Origin of the sequence: Nocardia terrae, assembly GCF_009760405.1 — a bacterium.
GTDB classification, from domain to species: domain Bacteria; phylum Actinomycetota; class Actinomycetes; order Mycobacteriales; family Mycobacteriaceae; genus Nocardia; species Nocardia terrae.
In genome coordinates, this window is sequence record NZ_WRPP01000008.1 from 59,719 (window position 1) to 85,791 (window position 26,073).

General features: G+C 67.4%; 24 protein-coding genes. 11 read left to right on the forward strand and 13 right to left on the reverse strand.

All coding sequences use genetic code 11. From position 1 onward, the window contains the following. Positions 1-206: 206 nt before the first annotated feature. On the reverse strand, positions 207-1,145 hold the full coding sequence (rarD, locus tag GPX89_RS33370; protein WP_328602636.1) for an EamA family transporter RarD: 939 nt from the start codon (positions 1,143-1,145) through the stop codon (positions 207-209). A gap of 156 nt (positions 1,146-1,301) precedes the next feature. On the opposite strand from rarD, the gene GPX89_RS33375 reads away from it, so the two are divergent. Further along, on the forward strand, positions 1,302-3,740 hold the full coding sequence (locus GPX89_RS33375) for a cation-translocating P-type ATPase (RefSeq protein ID WP_157391720.1): 2,439 nt from the start codon (positions 1,302-1,304) through the stop codon (positions 3,738-3,740). Positions 3,741-3,846: 106 nt separating this feature from the next. Further along, positions 3,847-4,674 (forward strand): PhzF family phenazine biosynthesis protein, encoded by an 828-nt coding sequence (locus GPX89_RS33380; protein ID WP_157391721.1) that lies wholly within the window; start codon positions 3,847-3,849, stop codon positions 4,672-4,674. Positions 4,675-4,701: 27 nt separating this feature from the next. Here GPX89_RS33380 and GPX89_RS33385 read toward each other — a convergent pair whose 3' ends face one another. Beyond that, a complete protein-coding gene (locus GPX89_RS33385; RefSeq protein WP_157391722.1) occupies positions 4,702-5,610 on the reverse strand; it encodes an ADP-ribosylglycohydrolase family protein in 909 nt (302 codons plus the stop codon). A gap of 179 nt (positions 5,611-5,789) precedes the next feature. Between GPX89_RS33385 and GPX89_RS33390 the strand changes: the two genes are divergently transcribed. Further along, positions 5,790-6,575, forward strand: coding sequence for an acyl-[acyl-carrier-protein] thioesterase (locus GPX89_RS33390; RefSeq protein WP_157391886.1), 786 nt, complete (start codon positions 5,790-5,792; stop codon positions 6,573-6,575). Here GPX89_RS33390 and GPX89_RS33395 read toward each other — a convergent pair. After that, positions 6,522-7,574 carry an LLM class flavin-dependent oxidoreductase gene (locus tag GPX89_RS33395; protein WP_157391723.1) on the reverse strand — a complete coding sequence of 351 codons (1,053 nt, stop codon included), beginning with the start codon at positions 7,572-7,574 and terminating at the stop codon, positions 6,522-6,524. The genes GPX89_RS33390 and GPX89_RS33395 overlap by 54 nt on opposite strands. A 411-nt stretch (positions 7,575-7,985) precedes the next feature. Beyond that, positions 7,986-9,443: an HNH endonuclease signature motif containing protein gene (locus GPX89_RS33400; RefSeq protein WP_157391724.1), complete on the reverse strand. Its 1,458-nt coding sequence runs from the start codon at positions 9,441-9,443 to the stop codon at positions 7,986-7,988. Positions 9,444-9,549: 106 nt separating this feature from the next. Between GPX89_RS33400 and GPX89_RS33405 the strand changes: the two genes are divergently transcribed. Next, entirely contained in the window at positions 9,550-10,341 is a 792-nt protein-coding gene (locus GPX89_RS33405; RefSeq protein ID WP_328602597.1) for an inositol monophosphatase family protein, read from the forward strand. Here the strand turns inward: GPX89_RS33405 and GPX89_RS33410 are convergent. From GPX89_RS33410 to lspA, 4 genes are read right to left on the reverse strand one after another with little or no spacing between them, the layout of a single operon-like run. Next, positions 10,338-11,027, reverse strand: a complete 690-nt coding sequence (locus GPX89_RS33410) for a GAP family protein (RefSeq protein ID WP_157391725.1) — start codon at positions 11,025-11,027, stop codon at positions 10,338-10,340. The two genes, GPX89_RS33405 and GPX89_RS33410, sit on opposite strands and share 4 nt — an antisense overlap. Positions 11,028-11,031: 4 nt before the next feature. Beyond that, positions 11,032-11,694 carry a hypothetical protein gene (locus GPX89_RS33415; RefSeq protein WP_328602598.1) on the reverse strand — a complete coding sequence of 221 codons (663 nt, stop codon included), beginning with the start codon at positions 11,692-11,694 and terminating at the stop codon, positions 11,032-11,034. Positions 11,695-11,706: 12 nt separating this feature from the next. Next, positions 11,707-12,633, reverse strand: coding sequence for an RluA family pseudouridine synthase (locus GPX89_RS33420; protein WP_328602599.1), 927 nt, complete (start codon positions 12,631-12,633; stop codon positions 11,707-11,709). Then, entirely contained in the window at positions 12,630-13,274 is a 645-nt protein-coding gene (gene lspA / locus GPX89_RS33425; RefSeq protein WP_328602600.1) for a signal peptidase II, read from the reverse strand. The genes GPX89_RS33420 and lspA overlap by 4 nt, the downstream gene beginning before the upstream one ends. A 100-nt stretch (positions 13,275-13,374) precedes the next feature. Between lspA and GPX89_RS33430 the strand changes: the two genes are divergently transcribed. The 3 genes from GPX89_RS33430 to GPX89_RS33440 all read left to right on the forward strand — a co-directional run bounded on the left by GPX89_RS33430 (position 13,375) and on the right by GPX89_RS33440 (position 15,652). Further along, a complete protein-coding gene (locus tag GPX89_RS33430; protein ID WP_328602601.1) occupies positions 13,375-14,370 on the forward strand; it encodes a hypothetical protein in 996 nt (331 codons plus the stop codon). Continuing rightward, the gene (locus GPX89_RS33435) at positions 14,367-15,068 is read left to right on the forward strand and encodes a hypothetical protein (protein ID WP_328602602.1); all 702 of its coding nucleotides are present in this window, start codon (positions 14,367-14,369) and stop codon (positions 15,066-15,068) included. Before GPX89_RS33430 ends, GPX89_RS33435 begins: the two co-directional genes overlap by 4 nt. Positions 15,069-15,190: 122 nt before the next feature. Then, positions 15,191-15,652 (forward strand): VOC family protein, encoded by a 462-nt coding sequence (locus tag GPX89_RS33440; RefSeq protein WP_157391727.1) that lies wholly within the window; start codon positions 15,191-15,193, stop codon positions 15,650-15,652. 74 nt (positions 15,653-15,726) lie between these two features. Here the strand turns inward: GPX89_RS33440 and GPX89_RS33445 are convergent, their stop codons facing one another. From GPX89_RS33445 to GPX89_RS33455, 3 genes are all read right to left on the reverse strand, one after another. After that, positions 15,727-19,026, reverse strand: a complete 3,300-nt coding sequence (locus GPX89_RS33445) for an arabinosyltransferase domain-containing protein (protein WP_328602603.1) — start codon at positions 19,024-19,026, stop codon at positions 15,727-15,729. A gap of 104 nt (positions 19,027-19,130) precedes the next feature. After that, positions 19,131-19,631, reverse strand: a complete 501-nt coding sequence (locus GPX89_RS33450) for a hypothetical protein (protein ID WP_157391728.1) — start codon at positions 19,629-19,631, stop codon at positions 19,131-19,133. Between the two features lie 143 nt (positions 19,632-19,774). Then, positions 19,775-21,100, reverse strand: coding sequence for a DNA polymerase IV (locus tag GPX89_RS33455; RefSeq protein ID WP_157391892.1), 1,326 nt, complete (start codon positions 21,098-21,100; stop codon positions 19,775-19,777). A gap of 230 nt (positions 21,101-21,330) precedes the next feature. Between GPX89_RS33455 and GPX89_RS33460 the strand changes: the two genes are divergently transcribed. Both GPX89_RS33460 and GPX89_RS33465 read left to right on the forward strand, forming a co-directional pair. After that, positions 21,331-22,209, forward strand: coding sequence for a UTP--glucose-1-phosphate uridylyltransferase (locus GPX89_RS33460; protein WP_157391729.1), 879 nt, complete (start codon positions 21,331-21,333; stop codon positions 22,207-22,209). A gap of 225 nt (positions 22,210-22,434) precedes the next feature. Beyond that, complete coding sequence (locus GPX89_RS33465) at positions 22,435-23,433, forward strand: alpha/beta hydrolase (RefSeq protein ID WP_157391730.1); 999 nt, start codon at positions 22,435-22,437, stop codon at positions 23,431-23,433. Positions 23,434-23,461: 28 nt separating this feature from the next. Here GPX89_RS33465 and GPX89_RS33470 read toward each other — a convergent pair whose 3' ends face one another. Beyond that, complete coding sequence (locus GPX89_RS33470; RefSeq protein ID WP_157391731.1) at positions 23,462-23,905, reverse strand: MarR family winged helix-turn-helix transcriptional regulator; 444 nt, start codon at positions 23,903-23,905, stop codon at positions 23,462-23,464. A 56-nt stretch (positions 23,906-23,961) separates the two neighbouring features. On the opposite strand from GPX89_RS33470, the gene GPX89_RS33475 reads away from it, so the two are divergent. Then, entirely contained in the window at positions 23,962-24,999 is a 1,038-nt protein-coding gene (locus tag GPX89_RS33475) for an ABC transporter permease (protein WP_157391732.1), read from the forward strand. A gap of 9 nt (positions 25,000-25,008) precedes the next feature. On the opposite strand, the gene GPX89_RS33480 is transcribed toward GPX89_RS33475, so the two are convergent. Further along, on the reverse strand, positions 25,009-25,548 hold the full coding sequence (locus GPX89_RS33480) for a TetR/AcrR family transcriptional regulator (protein ID WP_157391733.1): 540 nt from the start codon (positions 25,546-25,548) through the stop codon (positions 25,009-25,011). Between the two features lie 106 nt (positions 25,549-25,654). Between GPX89_RS33480 and GPX89_RS33485 the strand changes: the two genes are divergently transcribed. Continuing rightward, positions 25,655-26,068, forward strand: a complete 414-nt coding sequence (locus GPX89_RS33485; protein WP_157391734.1) for an organic hydroperoxide resistance protein — start codon at positions 25,655-25,657, stop codon at positions 26,066-26,068. The last annotated feature ends 5 nt before the right edge of the window (positions 26,069-26,073 follow it).

Consider the following 26,073-nt stretch of genomic DNA (forward strand, 5'->3'; position numbering starts at 1 on the left):
CCGACCCGCACGGAACCGCACATCGCATGAGGGGTGTGCGGTTTCGGCGTCGGTACGATGGTGGCAACCGACGAACGCACTGGAAGGAACGGCGTGTCCGACACTTTGATCGTCCTTCTCGTCCTCGTCGGAGTGCTCGGCCTCTGCTGGCTCATCCTGCGTTCGGTGCGGATGGGGTCGGTGCGAATCGACATCGCCCCGAACGATCAGGCGGACGGCGCACCGGATGGAGACGGGCGCGAGCCGCGGCCCTGAGCCCTGCGGGCGCGCCGCAGGGCGTCGGTGGTGAAGATCGCCAGGGCCAGCCAGATCAGCGCGAAACCGGCCCAGCGCGAGGCCGGCATGGGTTCGTGGCCGACCGCGACGCCCCAGGTGAGCTGCAGGCCGGGGGTGAGGTACTGCAGGATTCCCATGGTGGACAACGGGACTCGCGGGGCGGCGAGGGCGAACAGGACCAGGGGGACGAGGGTGACCGGGCCGGTGAGCATGAGCAGGCCGGTGTGCGGGAGCGAGGAGCCGAAGGTCGCGGAACCGGTGACGGCCAGCACGATGACGGCGGTCAAGGCGAAGGGTGCGGCCACCAAGCCCTCGGCGGCCAGACCCGGCAGTGCGTCGAGGCGGATCACCTTCTTGACCAGACCGTAGGTGGCGAAGGAGCAGGCCAGGATCAGGGCGATCCACGGCGGCCGGCCGTAGTCGACGGTGAGGACGATGACCGCGGCGGCGCCCAGACCGAGCGCGATCCACTGCGCGGGCCGCAGCTTCTCGCGAAAGATGATCACCCCGAACGCGACCGTCACCAGCGGATTGATGAAGTAGCCCAGCGCGCACTCGACCACGTGGTGCGAGATCACGCCGTAGACGTAGGTGCCCCAGTTCATCGAGATCGCCGCGGACGCCACCGCCGCCAAGCGCCACGTCCGGGCGTCGATGCGGCGCAGCTCACCCAGCCGTCCGGCGATCACCATCACCACGATCGCGACGACCAGTGTCCAGAGGATCCGTTCGGCCAGCACTTCCCCGGCGCTCGCGAAGGACAGCAGCCCGAAGAACGCGGGGAACAAACCCCAGATGAAGTAGGCCCCGGCGCCGAACGCGATGCCCGAATCCCGCTCGAGATGGCTCTTCGCCCGATCGCCCCGCACGCTGTCGACGTTCGTCTGTCCCTCGGCCACTCGATTACGTTAGCCCGCGCAACAATGCTCGCGACAGCCAATACATCGGATGATCCCTGCATCTCGCACGGCGCGTGATGAACAGCTACGGGCCGGTTCCTTTGATCGCCCTTTACTGTGGAGACCATGTCGATTACTGCGCAGGCAGCTAGTCCACCCAGTCCACCCGCGCTGGGGCTCACCTCCGCCGAGGTCGAGCAGCGCCGCCGGGACGGCCTGACCAATGATGTGCCCGAGCGGGCCAGCCGGTCGGTCAAGGACATCGTCAAGGCGAATGTGTTCACCCGGATCAACGCGATCCTGGGTGTGCTGTTCATCCTGGTGCTGGCCACCGGATCGATCATCGACGGCATGTTCGGGCTGCTGATCATCGCGAACAGCGCGGTCGGCATCATCCAGGAGATCCGGGCCAAGAACACCCTGGACAAGCTGGCCATTGTCGGCCAGGCCAAGCCGATGGTGCGCCGCGAGGGCAAGGCCACCGCCGTCGCACCGCAGGAGATCGTGCTCGACGACATCATCGAGCTCGGGCCCGGCGACCAGATCGTGGTCGACGGCGAGGTGCTCGAGTCCGAACTGCTGGAGATCGACGAGTCGCTGCTCACCGGTGAGGCCGACCCCATCGACAAAACCCTTGGCGCGCCGATCATGTCGGGCAGCTTCGTGGTGTCGGGCAGCGGGGCGTACCGGGCCACCAAGGTCGGCAAGGACGCCTACGCGGCCAAGCTCGCCGACGAGGCCAGCAAGTTCACGCTGGTGAAGTCGGAACTGCGCAGCGGTATCGACACCATTCTGAAAGTCATTACCTACCTGCTGATTCCGGCGGGGCTGCTGTCCATCTACAACCAGCTGGTGTCGTCCAAGGAATCCTGGCGGCCCGCGGTCAACGGCATGGTGGCGGCGCTGGTGCCGATGGTGCCCGAGGGCCTGGTCCTGATGACCTCCATCGCCTTCGCGGTCGGCGTGGTGCGCCTCGGCGCGCGCAAATGCCTGGTCCAGGAACTGCCCGCCATCGAGGGCCTGGCCCGGGTGGACGTGGTGTGCGCGGACAAGACCGGCACGCTCACCGAGAACGGCATGCGGCTCGCGGAAGTCCGTGCCGTGAACGATATTCCGGAAGCGACGCTGCGGCAGGTGCTGGCGGCGCTGGCCGCCGACGACCCGCGGCCCAATGCGAGCGTGCTGGCCATCAAGGAGGCTCTGCCGGACGCGCCGGACTGGCGGTCCACCGGGCTCGCGCCGTTCTCCTCGGCCAAGAAGTGGTCGGGCATGTCCTACGGCGAGCACGGCAACTGGCTCATGGGCGCTCCGGACGTGCTGCTGGATCCGGACTCCGAGATCGCCGACACCGCACAGGAGATCGGCGCGAAGGGTCTACGCGTACTGCTGCTGGCCCGTAGCGACCGGTCGGTGGACGCGCCCGACGCGCCCGGGCAGGTGACCCCGGCGGCCCTGGTCGTGCTCGAGCAGAAGGTGCGCCCCGACGCCAAGGGCACCCTCGAATACTTCGCCTCCCAGCATGTTTCGACCAAGGTGATCTCCGGCGACAACGCGGTGTCGGTGGGCGCGGTGGCGTCCTCGCTGGGCTTGGCGGGCGGTCACGACGCGGTCGACGCCCGTACCTTGCCGACCGACCAGAACGAACTCGCGGATGTGCTGGAGCACAAGACCGTCTTCGGCCGCGTTCGCCCGGATCAGAAGCGCGCCATGGTCGGAGCGCTGCAGTCGCGCGGCCACACCGTCGCCATGACCGGTGACGGCGTCAACGACGTGCTCGCCCTCAAGGACGCCGACATCGGCGTCGCCATGGGTTCGGGCAGCCCGGCCACCCGCTCGGTGGCGCAGATCGTGCTGCTGGACAACAGGTTCGCGACCCTGCCCTACGTGGTCGCCGAGGGCCGACGCGTGATCGGCAATATCGAGCGGGTCTCCAACCTGTTCCTCACCAAGACCGTCTATTCGGTGGTGCTGGCGTTCCTGGTCGGCATCGCGGGCATCGGCTCACAGATCTTCCACTACAAGGCGATCGGCTACCCGTTCCTGCCGCGCCACGTGACGATCGCGGCCTGGTTCACCATCGGCATCCCCGCGTTCATCCTGTCCCTTGCCCCCAACAACGAGCGCGCCCGCACCGGATTCGTCGGCCGCGTCATGCGTTTGGCGGTCCCCTCGGGTGTGGTCATCGGCGTGATGACCTTCATCTCCTACCTGATCGCCTACAAGGGGCCGGACGTCAGCGAGACCGCGAAGGTCCAGGCGGGCACCACCGCGCTCATCACCCTGCTGATCATCGCGGTGTGGGTCCTCGCCATCGTCGCCCGCCCCTGGAACTGGTGGAAGATCCTCCTCGTCACGGGTTCCGTTGCGGGATACCTGATCCTGTTCGCGGTCCCCTTCACCCGCCACTTCTTCAAACTCGACCCCTCCAACGTGGCCCTGACCACCTCCGCGGTCATCTGCGGCGCGATCGGCATCGTCCTCGTCGAAGTGGCCTGGTGGCTGAGCGCGAAGTACCTGGGCGAATCCCCGCACACGCAACAGCCACAACCGATCGACCACAACTGATCGAAAAGTCCTGACGCGCTTCATATCCAAACTGGTCGCATGGTTTGGCTCGCCGTGGGGTTGACCGTCCTGGGCAGGCGATGAAACTGCAGGTACCTTGTGCGCCATGGAGGTCCTGCTGCATCAGCTCGACGCGTTCGCCGATGCCCCGTTCTCGGGCAATCCCGCGGCGGTCATGCCGCTGTTGTCGTGGCTGCCGGACGAGTTGCTGCAGCGGCTAGCCGAGGAGAACAATCTCGCGGAGACCGCCTTCTACACGTCCGCGCTGCCCGTGGAAGCGGGTGCGCCGCCGGACAACTCACCCGCGTTCCACCTGCGGTGGTTCACTCCGGCGGTCGAGGTCGACCTGTGCGGGCACGCCACCATGGCCGCTGCCGCGCAGATCCTGGACGATATGCATCCGGGCGCGGATCGAGTGCACTTCTATACACGCAGCGGATGGTTACGGGTCGATCGCGATCGCGATGATCTGGTGCTCGATCTGCCGTCCGTGTCATCGGTGGAAATCGATGTGCACGAAGATGTTCCGAGCCGGCTCGCCGAGGCGCTCGGGGTGCGGCCGCTGCGCGCCTTCGAGGGCACCGACGTGGTGCTGTTCGTGACCGCCGAAAACGAAGTGCGCGAGTCCCGCCCGAACTTCTCGGCCTTCCCGGATATCAACCGCGCCGCCATCCTCACCGCCGAGGGCGACGAGGTGGACTTCGTATCCCGCGTCTTCGCCCCCGGACAGGGGATCCCGGAGGATCCCGTCACCGGTTCCGCCCACGCCCAGCTGACCCCGCTGTGGAGCCGTGAACTCGGTCGAACCGCCCTCACCGCCCGCCAACTCTCCCGGCGCGGCGGCTCCCTGCGCTGCAATCTCAGTGACGACCGGGTCCGGCTCACCGGACGCTGCCGCCGCTATCTGGACGGGGTAGTTCGCCTGCCGGACTGAGGCACTCAGCGATGGATACCGAGGCACTCAGCCGGTGATCTGCCGGGTGAGCGCCATCAGGTCGTCGGCGCGGTAGCCCGGGTAGCCGTGCAGGATGGCCTGCCATTCGGCCGGAATCGCCGACGCGCCCCAGCGTGCTCCGAGGAGGCCGCCGGCGATGGCGGCGGTCGTATCGGTGTCGCCGCCGGCACGGACCGCGAGTTCCAGTGCGGCGGGCAGGGTTTCGGCGTGGGTGATGGCCCACCAGGCGGTCTGCAGGGCGTGCACCACCCAGCCGTTCTTCGGGAAGTCGGCGGGGCTGCCGGATTCGGCCTTGTCCAGCAACGGTTCCCAGAAGCCGGTGTCCACTTGGGAGAGCGCCTCCCGGAGTCCGTCGTAGGTGCCGTGGATGACCGCGTGCCGGATGGCCAGCGTCCAGACTTTGCACGCTTGCATGGCCTGCATGTCGTAGTGGGTGAGGGAGCTGACGAGTTTGGCTGCCTTACCGCACTTCTCGGCATCGTCGAGGTAGGCGAGGGCGACCGGCGCGGTGCGCATGAGCGACCCGTTGCCCGCCTTCAACCCCTTCAGATCGTGCGCCCGCATCTGCATGGCCCGCCCGCTCTGGTCCCGCCACTCCAGCACCTGCCGGGTCTGGTTGCCGATATCCGTCGGCTCCGAATCCCACCACGCCACGAACTCGGCGGCCACCGCGTCCAGCCCCTCCGGGCTGCAGATCTCCCCGACCTTCGCCGCGGCCCGCGCCACCGCGACCGCCATGGCGGTGTCGTCGGTCCACTCCCCCGGCGCCCACATGAACGACCCGCCGCCCTTCATCCGGATCTCCACGTCCGGCCCCGGATGCGTGAACTCGTAGCCGGCCCCCAACGCGTCACCGGCCGCCGTGCCCAGCAGTACCCCGGCCGCCCGATCGGCCTGCTCCGGCGTCAATTCCATGTGTGCTCGCCTCTTCCGCTCCGATGCGTCCATATCCCGTCCACATCGATCTACCACGACGTTACTCACCTAGCGGGCACGCCGATCCGCGTAGCCGGGGTCTTTACTGGTTCTGCACGGGTTCCGCACTACGCTCGGGGTCACTTACTCGGATGGATGATCCGGAGGTTCTGCCGATGATGAACCAGCTCGTAGACCGTCCCACCCCGATCGACTCCCCGCTCTCGCACCCCCTCGCCCCGGTCCCCACCGAGGGCCACATCTTCGACGTCACCCGCCGCCTGGGCACCGTCGACATGGACGAGAACCAATACCTACGCATCGATGGCATCGCCCGCCACCTCCAGGACGCCGGCGTCGACCACCTGATCCACATGGACGCCCTCGACTCGCACCCGCACTGGATCGTCCGCCGCACCGTCATCGACGTCCTGCACCCCATCACCTGGCCCGCGCAACTCCGCATCCGCCGCTGGTGCTCCGGCATCTCGCCCCGCTGGTGCACCATGCGCGCCCGCATCGACTCCGACAACGGCGGGTTGATCGAGACCGAGGGCTTCTGGATCCACATGAACAAGGACACGATGAGCCCGTCGCGGCTCGCGGATGAGTTCTTCGAGGTCATGTGCACTACCACCGATGACCACCGCCTGCGCTGGCGTCAATGGCTGGACGCGGCGCTGCCGTCCACCCCTGGAACCCGCTTTCCCTTGCGCCGCACCGACACCGACCACTTTCAGCACATCACCAATACGGCCTACTGGCACGCGGTCCACGAGTTCACCGCCGACGCAACCGAACTCACCCGCGCACCCCACCGCTTCGTACTCGAGTACAACAAGCCGATCCGCTACGGCGAGCACCTCGACATCCACACCGACCGCACTTCCGACGCACTCACCCTCTGGTTCTCAGTGGATGGCGACACCCGCGCCATCGCCCAACTCCGTCCCGCCGCCCGGTGAGACACAGCCGTGAAAGACCTCAGCGAAGGCCTCGAGCTCACCGACTATGTCGGGACCGCATGGAAGGTAAACGATTTCGGTGACCCCCGCCGCCGCGGCGGTTGTGATGTGAGCATGGATTCCGGCTGGCGACCCAACCCAGCCGGCACCCATCAGCGCTGGCCCGGCGGTCACCACGAGGTCCCGGTCCCGGTCAGTGAGCAGGGAAAGATGTCCCTCATAGACAGCAAGGTGCCGCTCGTTCTCGGGCCGCAATCCCTCGATCGTGTTGCGCCAGTGCTTGCCGCCCGGGAATCCGTCGACCGCGATACCGGCTTGCTGCCAGGCGGAATGCGCTATGAACGCCCACCCCGGCCCGGCGGCTTCGATGACGCGGGCACTGCGATGATCCTCGCCGGGACGTAGCACGGTTCCGAAGCGCAAGAGCGCGACTTCCCGGTATGGATCGGTCGGCTCGCTGGTCACCAGCACCCCCGGCACCCCGATCTCCCGGGCAGCGGCACTCATACGCGGTCCGTCCGCCGCCATCCAGACCGGAACATCGATCGGGCGTGCCGGTCCGGCATCCGGCAACTGGAGCAGCTGGCAAGGTTTGCCGTCGATCTCGACCACCTCGCCCGCGAGGAGCGACCGAACCTGTCGAACCTCGCGTGCCAGCGCCGCCACTCGGACCGGTGGCCGGCCGAGGGTGCGGCGGCCGATTTGACCGGCGCCGAACGCGACTGTCAAACGTCCAGGGGCTATTTCGGCTATGGAGGCGGCGGCGGATGCGGTGACCATCGGGTGTCGTAGGCCGGGGACTGCGACACCGGCGGCCAGGGCTATTCGGGCGGTCGAGGTGGCTGCCCGGGTGAGGGCTACCCATAGGTCGCCGTATAACGCGGGGGCATCGAATAGCCATAGGCGGTGGTAGCCAAGTCTTTCGGCGTGGATGGCGTGGTCTGTGATGGCGGTGGTGGGTGGGAGAGCGCAGGCTAAGCGTGGGTGGATCTTCGTCATGGGGGAAGCATTGCTGGGGGTCGCGACAACGCCGTGTCGGTCTTTCGGGAAGACGAAAGATCAAGAGATAAAGAAGAAGAGATAAAAGATGCCTGGAGGAGGGAGAGGGGATGGCTGGGTTGGGAGGCCCGGCTCACGTTCCAGCCTCCTCGAGGCTCGAACCGTGTTGGCCTCCCGGGGTGAGGAGAAAAGAGATTCTCTGTGTAGTTGTCAGTGAACGTGATCCGTGCAGTCCGTGGGCTGGGATCGAAGGCTGACGGCTCCCGGCTGGGCGTCAGCCCAGGTCCGGTAGGGCAGGCGAGGCGACCACACTTCCGGTACATCCCGCCGCCAGCCAAACCGGTTCGCGGTTCATTCACTCCGGGAAGTCTGTCCCCGGGTTACCTGGCCTCGAGCATCTGAATCACATGTTCACGCCGCGCGAGAAACCTGCTCGCGTGACCGTGCCTCGAGATCGGAGGCGACCCGCTCCCCAACGTGATGGTTCTCGTTGACTCGGGGAGTCTGGGTCGGGTCGATCGATTTCGGGGCGATCCACCCCACCCGCCCGGCGTGCGGGGAGTCTTTGCCCAACATCACGGTCTTCCATCCGGTTTCGGAGTCGTTGACCATCGCGTGGTGGTGATCGCAAACGAGAGCGAGGTTGTTCAGGTCGGTGGGACCACCCTTGGCCCAATCGATCACATGATGCGCCGCGCACATGCTCGCGGGCATGTCGCAACCCGGGTGGGTGCAGCCACGATCGCGGGCGATCAGCCCGAGGCGTTGTCCACCGGAGGCGAGGCGCTTGCCGCGGGCGAGGTAGACCGGGACGCCGTGCTCGTCGAGGACGGCGAGGACCGGGCGGGTGCCGGTGGCCATCTTCAGGGCGGAGTCGATCGGCACCTGCACTCCGGAAGCGGTGGTCGCCATGCCGGTGCCGCGTTCGACATCAGCAAGGTTCATGACGAACACCGTCTGCACCGCCATGCCGCGATGCTTACCCAGCTTGCTCATGTCCACGCCGGGTTGCAGCATCGCAATGAACGCATCGTGCGTGCGCTGAGCCGCATCGCGGCGATCGCGGCGCGCGGCCGCGTCCAGGAGTGTGGAGTCGATGACGGCATTGCTTGCAGTGCTGGGGCTCTCGTTGTCGTCGGGGTTGCACATGCCGGGGCGGGCGTACTTGGCCAGGAACGGATCCAACAGGGCACGCAGTTCGGGGGTGAGGTAGCCCTCGATCCAGGTCATGCCGTCGATGCCGGGACGCCCGACGGTGATGCCGCGCTTGCGCTGGCGGTCGGCGGTGTTGAACACCGTCCCATCCGGATCCACGCGGGCCATGATCTCGCGCCCGATCTTGGGCAGATCATCGGGAAGCAAACCCTCACACGACTTCTCCACCAGCAGTTCCTCGGTGCGTGCGCGTTCCTCGGCGGGCAGGTCACCAGGCAGGTGGGTCATGATCTTGACGATGTTGCGGGCATGATCACGTGAGATATCCCCGGCCGCAGCCGCTTCCGCCAGCACCGGCAGAGCGGCCGGGTTCAGCTGACCGTTCAACCCACGAAACTCTCCGCACTCGCGGGCGAGCTTGACCCGCACCGACGCATCCGCCGCACTCAATCCCAGGGTTTGGCGCAGGAACGGAATCAGTTTCCCTGCGCCGCTGGTTTCGGGCAGGCACCGTTCGGAGGCTTCCAGGATCAGTTTCGGATCCAGCGCGGCGAGTTGGCGTTTGCAGGTTTCGAGCTGCTGCATGAATTCCACGACCTCACCGTCGGCGAACGGTGTCAGGTCCCCGTGCCCGATCGTGTCGCACAGGTGATGGACCGCGGTCACCAGGTCGGTGAGACCGCTGCTGTCGAGTGTTACCCCCTTCGAACCCATGTGCTAATTCTACCGCATGCATGATCGCTATGGAAGACGAATTCCCTTGTGATACAAGGCTTTTCAGACATTCTGGTGTTTCTAAAGCCCAGGTATCATCCGAAGCGTGAACGAATCCGATGTCGCCCTTGCCATTCGCGCAGCCGAAGCCGCCGCTGGCGTGATCCGCGATCAATTCCACGCCCCGATCACCCGCTATGACAAGGAATCCGACGACTTCGCGACCCAGGCCGATCTGGCTGCCGAGCAGACGATTCTCGATATCCTCCACACCGCCCGCCCCACTGACCGCTTCCTTGCCGAGGAATCCGGCGGATCCGGGGAGGCGTCCGATCGTGTCTGGCTGATCGATCCGCTCTGCGGCACACGCAACTTCGCGTTCGGAACTCCGCTCGTCGCTGTGAACATCGCGCTGCGCGTGGGCGACATCGTGACCGCGGCCGCTGTGGCCGATCCCTTCGTCGGTGAGATCTTCTGGACCGACGGCACCACCGCCTCTGTTCGCCGTTCCGGCCAGGATCATCCGCTGATTCCCCGATCAGCCAGTCGCCTGGTCGAAATCGATGCGGACAACCCGTCCCCTTGTACCGACTGGTTCTCGGCAGGCCGCCTGCTCGGGGATCCGGCTTTCATCGCCGCCTTCTACCCGAGGGTCCTGTCCACCTCACTGGCTCTCGCCTGGGTCGCCGCGGGTCGGCGCGCCGCCTACATCGTCGACCGGGACCTCCGTGACGATGTGCACTTCACTGCCGGAATCGCCGTCTGCCGGGCCGCGGGCTGCACCATGACCGGGCTCACCGGCCAGCCCGTGCACACTCCCCCGCACGGTCTGCTCGCCGCCGCCGACCCCACGACCCACACCCGCCTGCTCGACATTGTGACCAGTGGCGAAAACTAGAGCGCCGCATGGTGGATCAGCGCGTCGGCGACAAACGCCATCCCGGCCAACAGCAGCAGGATCCGAACGGACAGGGGGCCGAACCGTTTCAGTGCGCGTACCAGTCCCCGATAGAAACGACGCGCTCCCGGGGACCGCAGTGTCGAGGTGAGCAGCACCAGCGTCGGCGGTAGCAACGCGATGAAGCAGTACGCGACGATGATCAGCGGCCACATCGGCGGGTGCGGGTCGCGGGCCGAGATCATGGCCAGCGCGGTGAGATAGGGCACCGCCGTCGGCGCTTGAGCCAGGCCGATGGCTACGCCGACGAGACCCAGCAGCAGCGGTCTTCGGCGGGCCTCCAATGCCCATGCCGGAACCGCGGTGGCCGCACCGTCCTTCTTCGAGAGGCGCAGGCTGCCGAGGAGCAGCAGGACCAGGCCGACGAGCAGTTCGGCCCAGTAGCGGACGCTCGGCGTGATGTCGAAGCTGACCAGGTCGGTGAGGAAGCGGAGGCCCAGGACGACGGCGATGCCGAAAGTCGTTGTGATGGCGAAGTTTCCGAGGAGGAAGCTCAGCGCGCCGGGAAGCGGGGAGCGGCGGCTCGAGCGGCTGTCGTAGACGACTGCGGTGGTCACTCCCACCAAGAGCACGTCCAGCGAGTCGAGGAACGCGAATCCGGCCAGCGCCAACAGGAATAGAAGCATGCGGTCAGTTGGCGGGGACCGGGCCGTCGTCGGGCGTGGGGCTGGCGGTGTCGGCTTGTTCGGGCAGCAACGGGGATACGGCGAAGACTCCGGCCGCGGCATCGGCGGGCAGGGCCTCGACGGCGCGAATTCCCGGGTGCGCGGCCAGGATTCGGAGTTGGGCGAGCGGACCGTAGAGGACGATGCCGACCACGCACGGGCAGTTGGCGCGCAGGCGCGCGGCGACGAGGTTCTTGACCCGCGTGGAGCGGTCGTCGAAGGTCGGGGTCGATTCCACCTGGGCGGCCGCGGATTTCAGGGAGGCCACCGCGACCGCGTCACCGGCGGGCACCCCGACGGCGATGATGGGGGTGGCCACCCGGTCGACGGTCACGTGGTAGTCGATCTCCGAGATGCGCAGGCCGCCACCGAACTCGGGGATCCGGTCCGCCGTGACGCCCTCGGTGAACGACAGCAGCGCCCAGTGCCCTTCGGAATCGCCGCCTTCCAGCGACTTCCGGGCGCGATCCAGATACTGGGCCACCACCTCACCGCTCTCCGGTCCCAGCCGGTCGGTCGAGATGATCGCCGCGCGGGGTGGAATCGCCCACCCCAGCACGACGATCAGGATCGCCGACAGGACCGCGGCCGCGACGAACCCCACCCGGCGCAGCGTCGGTGCATCCACGAGAACTCCAGATCAGTGCGCGCGCAGCACGTCGAGTGCGTGTTCCAGGTCTGCCGGGTACTCGCTGGTGATCTCGACCCAGCGGCCGTCGGCGGGATGGTTGAACCCGAGTTGACGGGCGTGCAGCCACTGCCGCTCCAGCCCCAGCCGCTCGGCCAGACGCGGATCGGCCCCATAGGTGAGGTCGCCGCAGCAGGGGTGCCGGACCGCCGAGAAGTGGACGCGAATCTGGTGGGTGCGACCGGTTTCCAGGTGGATGTCGAGCAGGCTCGCCGACTGGAACGCCTCGACCGTGTCGTAGTGCGTGACCGACGGCCGTCCATCGGCGGTCACCGCGAACTTCCAGTCGTTGCCGCGGGCCCGGCCGATCGGCGCGTCGATGGTCCCGCTCGACGGGTCCGGATGCCCCTGCACCAGAGCGTGATACCGCTTCTCCACCGTCCGGTACTTGAACGCGCGCTTGAGCACCGTGTACGCGTGCTCGGACTGGGCGACGACCATCACACCCGAGGTGCCCACGTCCAGCCGGTGCACGATCCCTTGCCGCTCATGCGCTCCCGAGGTGGAGATCCGGTAGCCCATGGCCGCCAGCCCGCCCACGACCGTCGGCCCGGTCCAGCCGACGCCCGTATGCGCCGCCACCCCAACGGGTTTGTCCACCGCCACGATGTCGTCGTCGGCGTAGAGGATCTTCATGCCGTCGACCGGCGTCGCCTCCACGGTGAGTTCCCGCTTGGGCTCCGGGAATTCGACCTCGAGCCACGCCCCGGCGGTCAGCCGATCCGACTTTCCGGCCGCGACGCCGTCCAACTGGACCGCGCCGTCCTCGGCCATCGAGGCCACGGCCGTGCGCGACAGTCCCAGCAGTCGCGACAGTCCGGCATCGACGCGCATGCCGTCCAGGCCGTCCGGCACCGGCATGCTGCGGGTCTCCCTCACGCCGCCTCCCCTTCCGCGCTCGACGCGTGCTGGCGGTGCATGCGGGTGCCGTCGGGTTCGAAACCGAACACCGTCAACGCCACCAGCAGAATGGCTCCGCACACGATCGACGAGTCGGCCACATTGAACACCGGCCACCAGCCGACCGCCACGAAATCGACCACATGACCCTGCAGCGGGCCGGGCGCGCGGAACAGCCGGTCGACCAGGTTGCCGAGCGCGCCGCCCAGCACCATGCCCAGGCCGATCGCCCACGGCAGCGACCGCAGGGTGCGGCCGATCCGGATGACACCGATCACGACCGCCGCCGCGACCAGCGTCAGCAGCCAGGTCATGCCGGTGGCCATGGAGAACGCCGCGCCCGGATTGCGGGTCAGGGTCAGGCGCGCCCAATCGCCGATCAGATAGATCGGCTTCCCGGGGGTCATGGTCGCGACCACGATGGTTTTGGTCAGCAGGTCCAGCCCGAGCAGCACCGCGGCGACGATCAGCAGGTTGCGCAGCCGCAGCGGCTGCGACCCGGCGGCGTCCCCGGAGTCGGACTCCGTCACGGCCGCATCCTCGGGCTCCACTGAAGTATCAGCATCCGCTGCGATATCGGGTTCCTCTGCGCCGGATTCGCGCGGGCGGTCGGTACTCACCCTGCCATCATTCCTCATCCGAGATTCGCGCCGTGCCACGGCTGGCTGTCCCCCTCGTGATCCCAGCTGTTTTTCAGGAACGCGTCGTAACCTGTTCGACGTGACGGTGTTGTCTTCCTCCCCCAGCTCGGCGAACGCCACCGCACGCTGTTCCGGCATCCCGCGCCCGCCGCGGAGAGGTGCGCGTTCCGGGGTCCTGCTGCTGGTGCTCGCGATGACCCTGACCGCCTTCGGTGTCGGCTGCAGCGACGGCGCCGAGCGCACGGTCGAATCCGACGGCACAGAGCCGGTGGGCATCAACAAGACCGAGGTCACCATGCCCATCGAGGCCGTGACCACCACGATCACCGACCCGGGCGCCGAACCTCGCTCGCCGCTGCGCCGCGCCTACGAGATCGGCACCACGCAGCAGGTCACGCTGAGCACCGACCATCACATCGAGCAGCAGATCAACAATCAGGCGCTGCGCGACATCTCCCCGCCCGGGATGACCATTCCGCTCACCGCGCAGGCCGGCCGCGAAGGCATCGACCTGACCCTGGGCAATGTCTCCTCCCCCGATCCCGCCCTCGCCAAGGCGCTGCTGCCCGCCGACGGCTCGCAGGTCGGTTTCGACGTGAACGAACTGGGCGCGATCACCGCGCTCAAGCTGAACCCCAAGCCCGCCACCTCCGACACCGCGCGCGCCGCCCTGGAGCAGTCCTTCTATCAGGCGGTGTACCAGTCGATCGCGTTCCCCGAGGACGCCGTCGGCGTGGGCGCGGTGTGGACGGTGCGGCAACAGGTTTCCGGCAGTGTCCCACTGGAGCAGGTGACCACGGCCACCCTCACCGCCCGCGACGGCAACCTGTGCACCATCGAACTGAATGTGGTGCAGACCCCGAAGTCGACCGTCTGGCATCTGCCCAATGAGGCGGGCCAGCTGGAGATCGTCGACTACCTCATGCACGGCACCGGCACCATCACGGTGGATCTCGGGCTGCCGCTGCCGGTTTCGGGTTCGGTCCAGGTGGGCGGGAATCAGACCTACCGCGACCCGCGCAGCGCGGTGACCCTGCACCAGACCTTGCGTACGGAGGTGCAGTGGGGCGCGTGACGCGGCCGGCGCTGCTGATCGGTGCGCTCGCACTGACGGTGACCGCCTGCGGGAACAAGGATTCCGCGCCTCCGATGCCCAGCCTGGGGCCGGCGGTGAAACCATCCACCCCGGCCGGTAACGCGCCGGTGCCGGACCAGTACACGCTGCGATCGGATCTGATCGACGCGACCGCGCTGCCCACCGGATTCACCGCCATGGACGATCCGCCGCCCGGCAGCAGCGGCGGCGCGGGCGCCAAGACCGATCCCGCGCCGTGCGCGAATATCCTGGCGTCCATCGCGACTCAGGCTCCCGGCGCGGCCGCGCAGGCCGCCGCGCAGTTCGCGGGGAACAATTTCGCGAGCATCGATATCGATGCGGCGTCCTATGCGAATGGCGGAGCGGCGCAAGCGTTCTCCACGGTGCAATCGCTGCTGCCGGGTTGTACGAAATATTCCGGTAAGGATGCCGACAACACCAAAGTCGAATTCCGGCTGGGCGGTTTGAATCAACCGCAGGCCGGTGACGGCTCGACCGCATTCCAAGTGCGCACCACCAGTGACGGACTCACGCTCTACACCGATGTGAGCATCGTGCTGGTCGGGAATACGGTCGTGCAGATCGCGCTGTCCGACTCCAAAGAGCCTGATCCGCAGCAGCTCAGCGCCATGACCGCAGCGCAGGTGCGCAAGCTGCAGGGGGCTGCGGGCCCGTAGTCACGGAATATTTCCGGCGCCCAGATCTTTTCGCTTGATCATCGCGAAATTCGAGCAAGTGTTGTCGGTGCCCGGGAATAGGCTCGGAGACGTCCGACAACAACCTCGATCGGAGGTTTCCGATGTCCGATGTCAAACCCATTCCCGACGGTTACCCGACCGTCAGTCCCGCTCTCGCGTGCCAAGGAGCCGCGCAGGCGATCGATTTCTACAAGCATGTGTTCGGAGCCGACGAGCGCTACCGCATGCCCGGCCCGGACGGCAAGATCGCGCACTGCGAAATGCAGTTCGGCACTTCGGTGATCATGCTCGGCGACCCGGCCCCCGGCATGGGGTTCCTGGATCCGAGAACGATCGGCGGCACGCCGGTCAACCTCTACGTCTACGTCGACGATGTGGACGCGGCCCACGCCGCCGCGCTCGCCGCCGGCGCACAGGAACTGCAGGCCCCCGCCAACCAGTTCTACGGTGACCGCACCTCGGCCCTCGAGGACCCGTGGGGACACCGCTGGACCCTCGCGCTGCACGTCGAAGACGTGAACCCGGAGGAGATGGCGAAGCGGATGGCCGAGATGCAGGGCTGAGCAATCAGGTCCCGCACAACGCAATCCGCACCCGTTTCAACGAGGAAACGGGTGCGGATCGGTGTCGCGAGGACTTACTGCCAGCCGGTGACGTTGATCGGGCCGGGATTCCACAGACCCGTATGGGTATCGGTGGTCACAATCGGCTTGGCGGTCTGCGCCGAGTGATCGATCCGGTCCAGGATCTGCAGCTCGCCCCAGTCGTTGCGCGGGTCGTCGGCGAGGAACGTCGCCACCGTGATCGGCCGCAGCAGCATCGAACTCCAGCCCAGCGCGCCGCCACCGTCATGGCTCTGCCACAGCGTGGTCATGCCCGCGCCGCCCCGGTCGGGCAGGATGCGGTAGTCCGGCACCTCGGCGATGCCGTCGAGGTGATCGAACGGCCGCTGGCACGGGAACTGCAGGCCCACTTCCCAATCCAGCAGCACCGGCTTGTCCCGGCCGACGAAGCTCTCCAGCGTGACGGTCTGCGGAATGCGCGGCGGCGTCAACGCCACCCACTGCTTGGAATCGCTGTCGCGGTCCTCGGCGATCACGCGAATCGCGGTGGCGTCGGCGGGAATCTGGCTCATCGGCACCCGCAGATTGCGCCACGTCGGCGCGGGACCGATATCGATGGGCGTGACGCGGCCCCGCGGTTCGAACGAACCGTCGGCTCCCGGCACCCCGTACTCGATCTCGACCTTCTGGCCGGGAGTCACGATCCCGTCCTTGTTGACCGAGTAGATGCGGCCCGCCGCCGCCACCGCGATGATGCCGGAGCTGTCACGCTGCGCGGGCAGCGAGTACCAGCCGGTGGTGAGAGTGGAGACCGCCTCGGTGCTGTTGTAGCTGCCCAGCACCGGGGTGTTCGCGTCGAGCCCGAAAGGCAGTGGCGTGGTGGTGGTTCCCGCCACGGTGGTGGTGGAGCGGTTGCTCACCGCGTTGGCCACGTTGCCGCCGGTGTCGACATCGTCATCGGGGCGCAGGTCGCTGGAGATCCCCTTCGGGGTGAAGCCGACCGCATTCGCGCTGAAGGTACCTGCCGCATCGCCGTCGACCGGCTTCAGCATGCCCTTGTTCGGATCCTGCTCCACCAGAACGTCATTGGCCAGACCGCACGGCTTGCCCAGCAGCGCATCGACATTCGAGCGGGCCAGCGAGTAGGCGGGATACTGCACGATCGCACCCTTGGCCAGCGAGGCCACCTCGAACAGCACCATGAGCGCGGCCGCCACGGTCAGCGGCGGAATGGCGACGAAGCGCCAGCCGAGCTTGGAGATCCGATGCGGGCCGGGCTGTTCGGGCGCGCGCACATGGAACCAACCCGCCAGGACGAGCAGCGCACCCGCAATGACGAGCATGATCTTGTCGACCCCGATACCGGCCAGCACGACCGACTTGTCGTTCCAGGAGATCGACCAGTTCGAGACGTACCAGTAGCCGTTGATGCTCGAGAACGACATCGCGAGCGCGAAGGCGATCACCGCCGCGAACAACGTCCGGTTCCGCGGTGAGCGCATCACTCGCGGTCCCACCGCCACGGCGGCCAAAACGGCTACGACACCGGCGATTCCGGCGTAGATGCCGTTGTGATGCGTCCACTTGGTGGGCGTGAACATCATCAGCAGAATGGTGCCGACACCGGTACCCAGCACACGCTTCACGGGACCCGGCGCGGTGAACGGAATCCGCCCGCCCTTGCGCAGCAAGACGAATACACAGGCCAGCAGGGCGATCCAGAACGCGACCATGCCGAAGCGCCGCGCCAGCGAACCGTCGATGGTGGGCATGAACAGGTACTGGTAGCGAATGTATTCGGCGTCCCAGTGCACGTCCGGCCCGACCGCGGTGTGTACCCGCTTCATCTCGAACATCGAGGCCAGCGGCTGATCGCAGAACATGATGGCCAGCACCATCGCACCGGCTGCGGCCAGCGGGGCCGACAGGCTCAGGTACGACCCGAAACGTGCCTTCAGGATCGCGAGCGCACTCGCGCCGGGAACGGTCGGCTTACCCAGAGCGGTTGCGCGCCGGTTGAGGATCCGCCAGAGGGGCCGAATACCGGCCAGCAGCGGCGCGAAACAGATGATGCCCGAAGGGCCGACGGTACAGGTGAACGCACCGATCATGATGGCGATGCCGTAGGGCAGCAACCGCCCGGTGGCGATGGCGCGTTCCACCGAGACCCAGGTGAGCAGGACGCCCAACGCCACCAGCGGTTCCGGCCGCAAGCCGTTGTTGTAGGGCAGCCAGATGGCCAGGAAGCCCAGCGCACCGGTCCACACCGCGATCCGGTCGCGTCGAATCCGCGCTCCCAGCCGGGGAATCACCTCGCGGCTGAGCACCAGCCAGATCACGATGCCCGACAGCAGCGCGGGCAACCGCATCCAGATGCTCGCCGGGCTGATCTGCGCCATATGGCCGATGAGGTCGTAATACGGTGTGCCGACGGGGGTTTCGGGGACACCGAAGTAGCCGAAGTAGTTGGCCATGTACCCGGCGTGGATGGAGGCCCGGCCCATGCCGTACTGGTAGCCGTCATCGGAGGTCGTCGCGCCGATGAAGTGCCACAGCAGCAGCGTGCCCAGCACCACCGCGTCGACCGGTTTGAACGTCCACCAGTGCTGCGGCAGGAAACGGCGGCTACGGCGTCCGTCGAGGCGGTCCAGCCGGTACAACGCGAACAGTGCGACCAGGGTGCCGACGATCGCCGTCCAGATGGCGATGCGCTTGATCGTGCTCGGCGTGGAGGTGAAGCGGCTGTCGACCTGCGCGGTGACCTTGGTCCCGTCCGAGACCGTCAGATCGCTGTAGATGCCGACCAGCTGCGGCCGGTAATCACCGTCGAGGGTGACCGGGGCGACCGAGGAGCCGGTCAGCGTCGCGGTGGTGGCCGTCATATCCGAGTGGATGACGAGAGCGCAGTCGCTCGGGAGCTGATCGGTGGGAACGCTCACCAGCGTCTTGTGGTGGGTGATCGCCTCGAGCTTGCCCGGCGTGGTCACCCCGTCGGCGGTGGAGCTCGCGGTGACCCGGGCCACGAATCCGTACCGCTCGAGGTCCGGCGCACCATTGGGCGCGGTCGCGGCGAGCGTGCCGCCCTTGGCGCCCAGTTGCGTCACGGCCGAACAGGGAATGGTGGCGTCGAAGGTCAGCGGCGCGTACGTGACCAGCGGAGCCTCGACGCTCTGCGCCGAATTGCCTTGCGGCCAAGTCAGAGTGGTGTGATCGACCACCACGGGCAGGAGCGGCACCGCCAGCGCGGAGACGACGGCCACCAATCCGGCGATCAGAGCGAGCGGCCGGGCCCATCCCCCTCGAATTCGTCTCTCGGGTTCGGCACCAGCACTCCCGGCGGAATCCTGCCCCGCCTTCTCCAACACGTCGGTCACGACCGACGATCCTAAGCGGAACTCATGAAAACGTGCCAAGAGAGGAGCAACCCGACATCCCCTTAGGGGATTCCTTAGGGGATGCCGGATCGGTCACACGGGGTCTAGCTGCAGGCCGGGGAGGTCTGGTTGGCCAGCGAGAGGGTGTTGCAGATCCATTCCTTCTGGACCTTCCACTTGCCGTCCTCGGCCACGAACGGGACGACCGCCTGCTGCGGCTGGCCACCGTTGACCGAGATCTGGGCGTCGGCGGTGATGGTGCCGTTGCCGAGATCGGTCACATTGGTGACGGTGATGGAGGCGTTGTTCTGCTTGTAGGCCTCGGCCAGGCGGTTGGGCAGGCTCGGGTCGGCCTGGACGCCCTGCATCATGTCGAGCTTCTCCGAGTCCGGAACGCTCGGGTCCAGGGCCTTCTGCAGTTCGGTGTTCAGGTCCGCGGCGCTGGGGGCCGCCGGGTAGTTCGCCTGGGAGGTCGTCACCTTGGAGGTGCTGGTCTTGGCGGGCTTGCTGTCCTTCTTGTCACCGCTGCCACACGCCGACAGCCCGAGTACGGTCACCACGGCCAGGGCGGCGACCGCGATGCGTCCAGTCTTCTGAAGCTTCAACTGCTCGTCCTTTGCGTTCGAGTAGATCCGTTCGACGACTCGCGAGACTACCAACGCAGCGTCACGGAAACCGGCTTCCCGGAGCTTGGCGCGGCATATTCAGTCCGAATCCACATAATTCGCGCAAACCTGCCTTAACTGCGTCAACGCAGACTGTCGAGGGGGTCCGCGCGGGTCAGCAGGGGATCCTCGGCGGCGAAGGTGCGGGCGGGACCCGGACCCGTGGAACGGGTTTCGAAGCGAACGGTCACCACGCCGTGGCCCGCCCCCTGGACCCAGCCGTGACCGAACTCGGGATGCTCGACATCGAGGCCGGGATACCAGGTTCCGACGGCGTAGGAGCGAGTTGCGGGCGGTACCACCGGATCCGGGGCCGCGGGCAGGGCCAGGGTCGGTTCCTCGGAGACCGCGCCGATCGGGTCCACCGCCTGATCCAGTTCGGGGAACAGTGATTCCTGACGGATCTCCGACAATCCCGCGAAACCCACGCCTACCAGGCGAATCGGGCCGATCTCGGCCGGATCCAGCGCGGAGCGCTGGGCGGCCGCGGTCAGGGTCGCGAGATCCTCGGTGGCATAGGGCAGGGTGAAGGACCGGGTCACGATGCTCATATCCGTCTTCTTCAATTTGAGCACCACGGTCCGCGCGGCCCGGCCGTCATTGGTCAGCCGCCGGTGCGCCGATGCCGCCATGGCCTCGATGGCGGGCCGCAGCTGGGCGAGGTTGAGAATGTCGGTCTCGTAGGTGGTTTCGGCGCTGATCTGCTTGGCCTCAGCCCGCTCGGCCACCGGCCGGTCGTCGATGCCGCGGGCCAGGCGGTGCAGGGCGACGCCGATGCTGCCGCCCAGAATCGAGGACGCCTCGGATTCGGGGAGCGCGGCGAACGCGCCCACGGTCTCGATTCCCAGTGAGCGCAGCCGACTTTCGGCGACCGGGCCGATGCCCCAGAGTTTGCGCACCGGCAGCGCGGACAGGAACTTGTCCTGTTCGGCCGCCGAAATCACCCGCACCCCATCGGGTTTGGCCAGTCCGGAGGCGATCTTGGCGAGCTGCTTGCCGCTGCCCGCGCCGACCGAGGCCACCAGGCCGGTCCGCTCACGCACGGCGGCGCGCAGCTCCTCGCAGAACTCGTGCACCCGATCCGGCGTCGCCCCCGCCAATTCCGCCGGTTCGCCGAACGCCTCGTCGAACGAGAGCGTCTCCAGCACCGGGATCCGCGACCGCAGCGTGTCGAAGACCAGCCCGCTGAGCTCGCCGTACACCGCCCCGCGCGGTGGAATCACCACTGCCGAGCCGCCGACCAGCCGCCGCGCCTGATGCATCGGCATGGCCGAGCGCGCCCCGAACACCCGCGCCTCGTAGCTCGCGCCGGCCACCACGCCGCGCCCGCCCATCCCGCCCACCAGGACCGGCCGCCCGCGCAGCGTCGGGCGGGTCAGCTGCTCGACCGAGGCGAAGAACGCGTCCATATCTATGTGCAGCACCCAGCGACGCTGTCCCGGAACTCTGGGCCCGCTGTCAATTTGCCGTAAGGATGCCGCCGGGGCGGCCGCCTGCCGAGGCTGCCCCTCGATCCCGGCCCGACCGCCCTCACCAGGCACTATGGCCGGGTTCGCGGAGTCGGCAGACGTGTTCACACCGGGAAATCTACAAGCGGCTACCGACAGGTACGACCTGCGACGTGTGTGATGATCGAGCCATGACGATTCGCAAGGCCGTGATTCCCGCCGCAGGCATCGGCTCACGGCTGCTGCCGTTGACCAAGGCGATTCCGAAGGAAATGCTGCCCGTCGGCGACAAGCCGGTCATCGAACACACGGTCCGGGAGCTGGTGGATTCGGGCGTCACCGACATCACCATCGTGGTCAGCGGTGGAAAGTCGTTGATCCAGGATCACTTCCGCCCCAATCCCGCGCTGGTCGCGCAGCTGCGCGCCGACGGCAAGGCCGCCTACGCCGACGCCGTCGAGGAGGTCGGCGAGCTCGGCCGCGCCGGTCACATCACCTACCTGGACCAGCACGGCCCCTACGGCAACGGCACGCCCGTGCTCAATGCCGCCCGCCACCTGGGCGACGAGCCCCTGCTGGTGCTGTGGCCCGACGACGTGTTCGTCGCCGAGGTGCCGCGCGCCCAGCAGCTCGTGGACGCCTACGAGAAGACCGGCGCTCCGGTGCTGGCGCTCATGCCCATGGATCCGTCCGAGTCGCAGCGCTACGGCGTGCCGGTGGTCGAGGAGACCGAGGGCAACGGCCTGATGCGGATCAGCGGCCTCAAGGAGAAGCCCAAGCCGGCGGACGCGCCGTCGTCTTTCGCGGCCATCGGCGGCTACGTGGTCACTCCGGGCATCATCAAGGAACTGCGCAAGCAGGTCGACGACTGGTACACCCACCGCACCGGCGAGGTCTACCTGACCGATGCCATCAATATCTTCGCCGCCTCGAATCCGGTGTACGGCCAGGTGATTCGCGGTCGCTGGTACGACACCGGCAACCCGGCCGACTATCTGACCGCCCAATTCGCCTCGGCGCTGGCGCATCCGGAGTACGGTCCGCTGTTGCGGCAACTCGTCGCGGAGTAACTCACAACCGAACCGGTCATCCTATGGTGTGGCGCACAAGTGCCTTGCGCCACACTCACGCCCGACCCAATATTGTCGAAACCCGAAACATGGGGGCATGTTTCGGCGATCATGCAGTCGGGTCGGGGACTCCGGGTAGATCGAGGATCGGTTTTGCTAGGCGGATTGGGCACTCGCGCGGCACTGCTCGCGGCGACAAGTTGTTCCCTTGTCTCGACGTTCACGATGGCCGCTCCCGCGGCCTATGCCACCCCGCCCGATCCGATCACCAGCACCGCGACACTGGCCGACACCCCGGTCGCCGACGATGGTTCCACCATCAAGGCCTTCGAGATCCACGACTCGCGCAACCTGACGCTGCACGTGCATTCGGCGGCCATGGACACCGACATCACCGTCGAGGTGCAGCGGCCCGCCGACACCTCGGTGCCGCGGCCGGTGCTGTACCTGCTCAATGGCGCTGGGGGCGGCCAGGATACGGCGACCTGGAAGCGCAACACCGACTCCACGGAGTTCTTCGAGGACAAGAACGTGAACGTGGTGATGCCGATCGGCGGCGCGTTCACCTACTACACCGACTGGCGCACACCGGATCCCCGGCTGGGCATGCCCATGTGGAAGACCTTCCTCACCGAGGAGCTACCCCCGCTCGTCGATGCGGCCCTGGACACCAACGGTGTTCACGCCATCGCGGGCATGTCGATGTCGGGCACCTCGGTGCTGCAGCTGCCGATCGCCGCGCCGGGGCTGTACACGGCGGTGGCGGCCTACAGCGGATGCGCGCAGATCAGCGATCCGGTCGGCCAGAAGTTCGCCGATCTGGTGATCTCCATCGGCGGCGGCAATCCGGCGAACATGTACGGGCCCATGGACGATCCGGAATGGGCCGCCAACGATCCCTATGTGCACGCCGAGGCGCTGCGCGGGCTCGGGCTCTACGTCTCCAACGGCAGCGGCCTGCCGGGACGGCACGACAATGTGGCCGATGTGCGCAGCCTCGGCCCCGCGGACGGCGGTCTGCCGCAACAGATCCTGGTGGGCGGCATTCTCGAGGCGGCCAGCGACTGGTGCGCCCGCAATCTCAAGACGCGCCTGCACGACCTGAACATTCCGGCGACCTTCGATATCGCCAAGCCCGGCACCCATTCCTGGGGTTACTGGCAGGACGCGCTGCGCTCGTCGTGGCCGGTGCTCGCCAAGGGCCTGGACCTGCCCGAGAACTGAGCGTCGCCGAAACGGCCGGGCCCCGGCCTCATTCGTCGGCCGCGTTGTAGCGGACCAGGTATTCCGCCAGTCGCTCCACATCCGCATCGTCCCAGTCCCGGAACCGTTCGGCGAAGGCGTCGGCGCGGGCGCGGGCGGCGGCCCGCGCGATGCGCTTTCCCTCCGGCGTCGCACGCAGCAGCAGGTTGCGGCGATTGGCCGGATCGACCTCGCGGGCCAGATAGCCCTCCCGCTCCAGCGCGGCCACCTGCCGGCTGACCGTCGACTTGTCGAGGTGGAAGTGCCCGGCCAGATCGGCGGCCAGGCAGCCGTCGCGCTCGATCACCAGATCCAGGATGCTCGACGCCACCAGCGACAGCTCCGGGTGCAGTTCGGTGGCGCGGCCGCGGGCGCGGCGGGCGAAGGCGGTGAGCTCACGCTGTATGACCTCGATCGCATCGGTGCGGCCGGGGAATGCCGGAAGACCATCCATGGTTGTAGACTACAACTTCGCTTGGTTGTATTTACCAACTATTGGAGAAAGAACCCATGGCCTCGCATCAGATCCGGCACGTAGCCACCCACCTGCTCACCCCACTGCTCATGTGCCTCGGCATGGGTCTGGCCTACCTGGGCGCGTTCCACCAGCCCGAGCCCAATCACCTCGCGGTCGCCGTCGTCGGCGACAGCCCGCAGGTGAAGGTGCTGGCGCAGACCATGAAGGACAAGGGCGGCAGCGCCCTCGACATCATCACCGTGCCGACCCGCGAGGACGCGGTGAACCAGCTGCGGCACCGGGATCTCGCGGGCGCGTACGTCCCCGATCCGCAGAAGCCCGAACTGCTGGTCGCCAAGGCCGGTTCCGACACCACGGCCATGGCCGCCGAGGCGGTCTTCGGACAGGTCGCAGCCCTGCACAACGCGCCGCTGACCACCACCGACGTGACCACGCCCAGCTCCGGCGACCCGACCGCGCAGGGCATCTTCTTCCTGCTGGTGGCGCTGAGCATCGGCTCCTACGGCAGCGTGGCCGCCATCGGCGCGGCTGGCGCGGGCCTGTCCATGCGGGTGCGCGGACTGATCGGCCTGGTCACCTCGCTGCTGGTGAGCCTGATCGGCCTGGCCCTGTCCGGCCCGATCTTCCACGTGGTCGACCATGACGCCGCCGCGATCTGGGCCATGTCGTGGCTGTACTCGGCGGGCATCCTGGCCATCGGCATCGGTCTGCACACCTTCCTGAAGCGCTGGACCACGCTGGCCATGATGGTGCTGTTCGTCATGCTCAACTTCACCAGCTCCGGCGGCGTCTACAGCCCGTGGCTGCAGAACGACTTCTTCGGGACGCTGCACGACTTCTGGAACGGCGCGGGATTCGTCGAGGGCGCGCGCAGCCTGCTCTACTTCGACAGCGCCGGGCTCGGCGGCCGGATGGCGAGCCTGGTCCTCTGGTTCGCGGCGGGCGTGCTGCTCATGATCGTGGCGGCCGTGGCCGAGAAGCGGGCCGCGGGCTCCGCGCCGCGCCACGCGGCCGTCACCGAGACCAAGGCGGCAGCCGAGGAGGAGATGGAGGAGACCGTCGGGGTCTGACCTTCGGTTCTAGCGAATACCCAACTGCGACAAGGCGGTCCGGATGCCCACCCGGACCGTCTCGCTGTCTCCCACTCCCCCGCTGATGGTCACGCCGTCACGGGTCATCAGCAGCATCCGCGCGGCATCATCGACCTCGGCATACCCGGCGGCGCGCAACCGGTCGGCCATGAGATCGCGGAACCAGCCGCGATAGTCGTCGACCACCTTGCGCACCGCGTGGTCGGGCTTGGGAAACTCCACGGCCGCGTTGAGAAACGGGCAGCCGCGGAACCCGGGCCCGCGGCTGAGTTCGCCCAGCCGCTCGAAGATGCCGACGATGGACTCGGTCCCGTCGCCGGGGATGGCCTCCAAAGTCTCGCGCTGCCGGGCGTATTCGCGCACCAGGTAGGCCACGACCAGGTCTTCCTTGGTCTTGAAGTGCCGATAGAAGGTGGCCTTCGCGATTCCCGCCTCGGCGATGATGCGGTCGATGCCGACGGTGTGGATGCCCTCGGCATAGAACAGTCGAGTCGCGGTGTCCAGCAGGCGATCACGGGCTTCGCTCATGGCTGACCTGCACTCCTTCCCCAATCGGGTTTCCGGTATTGACGATAGCAGACAGACCTGTCTACTCTGACTTCCGTACAGACAAGTCTGTCTAGGGAGAATCGAAATGGCTAAGCTCTTCACCTCGTCCGCCACCTCCGTCGGCCGTGAGGGCCGCTCGGTCAGCTCCGACGGTTACCTCGACCTGAAGCTGGCCCAGCCCAAGGAGGCCGGCGGCAGCGGTGACGGCACCAACCCCGAGCAGCTGTTCGCGGTGGGCTACTCGGCCTGCTTCGCGGGTGCGCTGCAGGTCGTGGCCCGCAACCAGGGCATCGCGCTGGGCGACGCCTCGGTGACCGCCGACGTCAGCCTGAACAAGGACGAGGAGACCGGTTTCGGCATCTCCGTCGTGCTGCGCGTCGAGCTGCCCGAGGAACTGCAGAACGAGAAGGGCCGCGAGCTCGTCGAGGCCGCGCACCAGGTGTGCCCGTACTCCAAGGCCACCCGGGGCAACATCCCCGTGGAACTCGTTGTCGAGTAAGACGA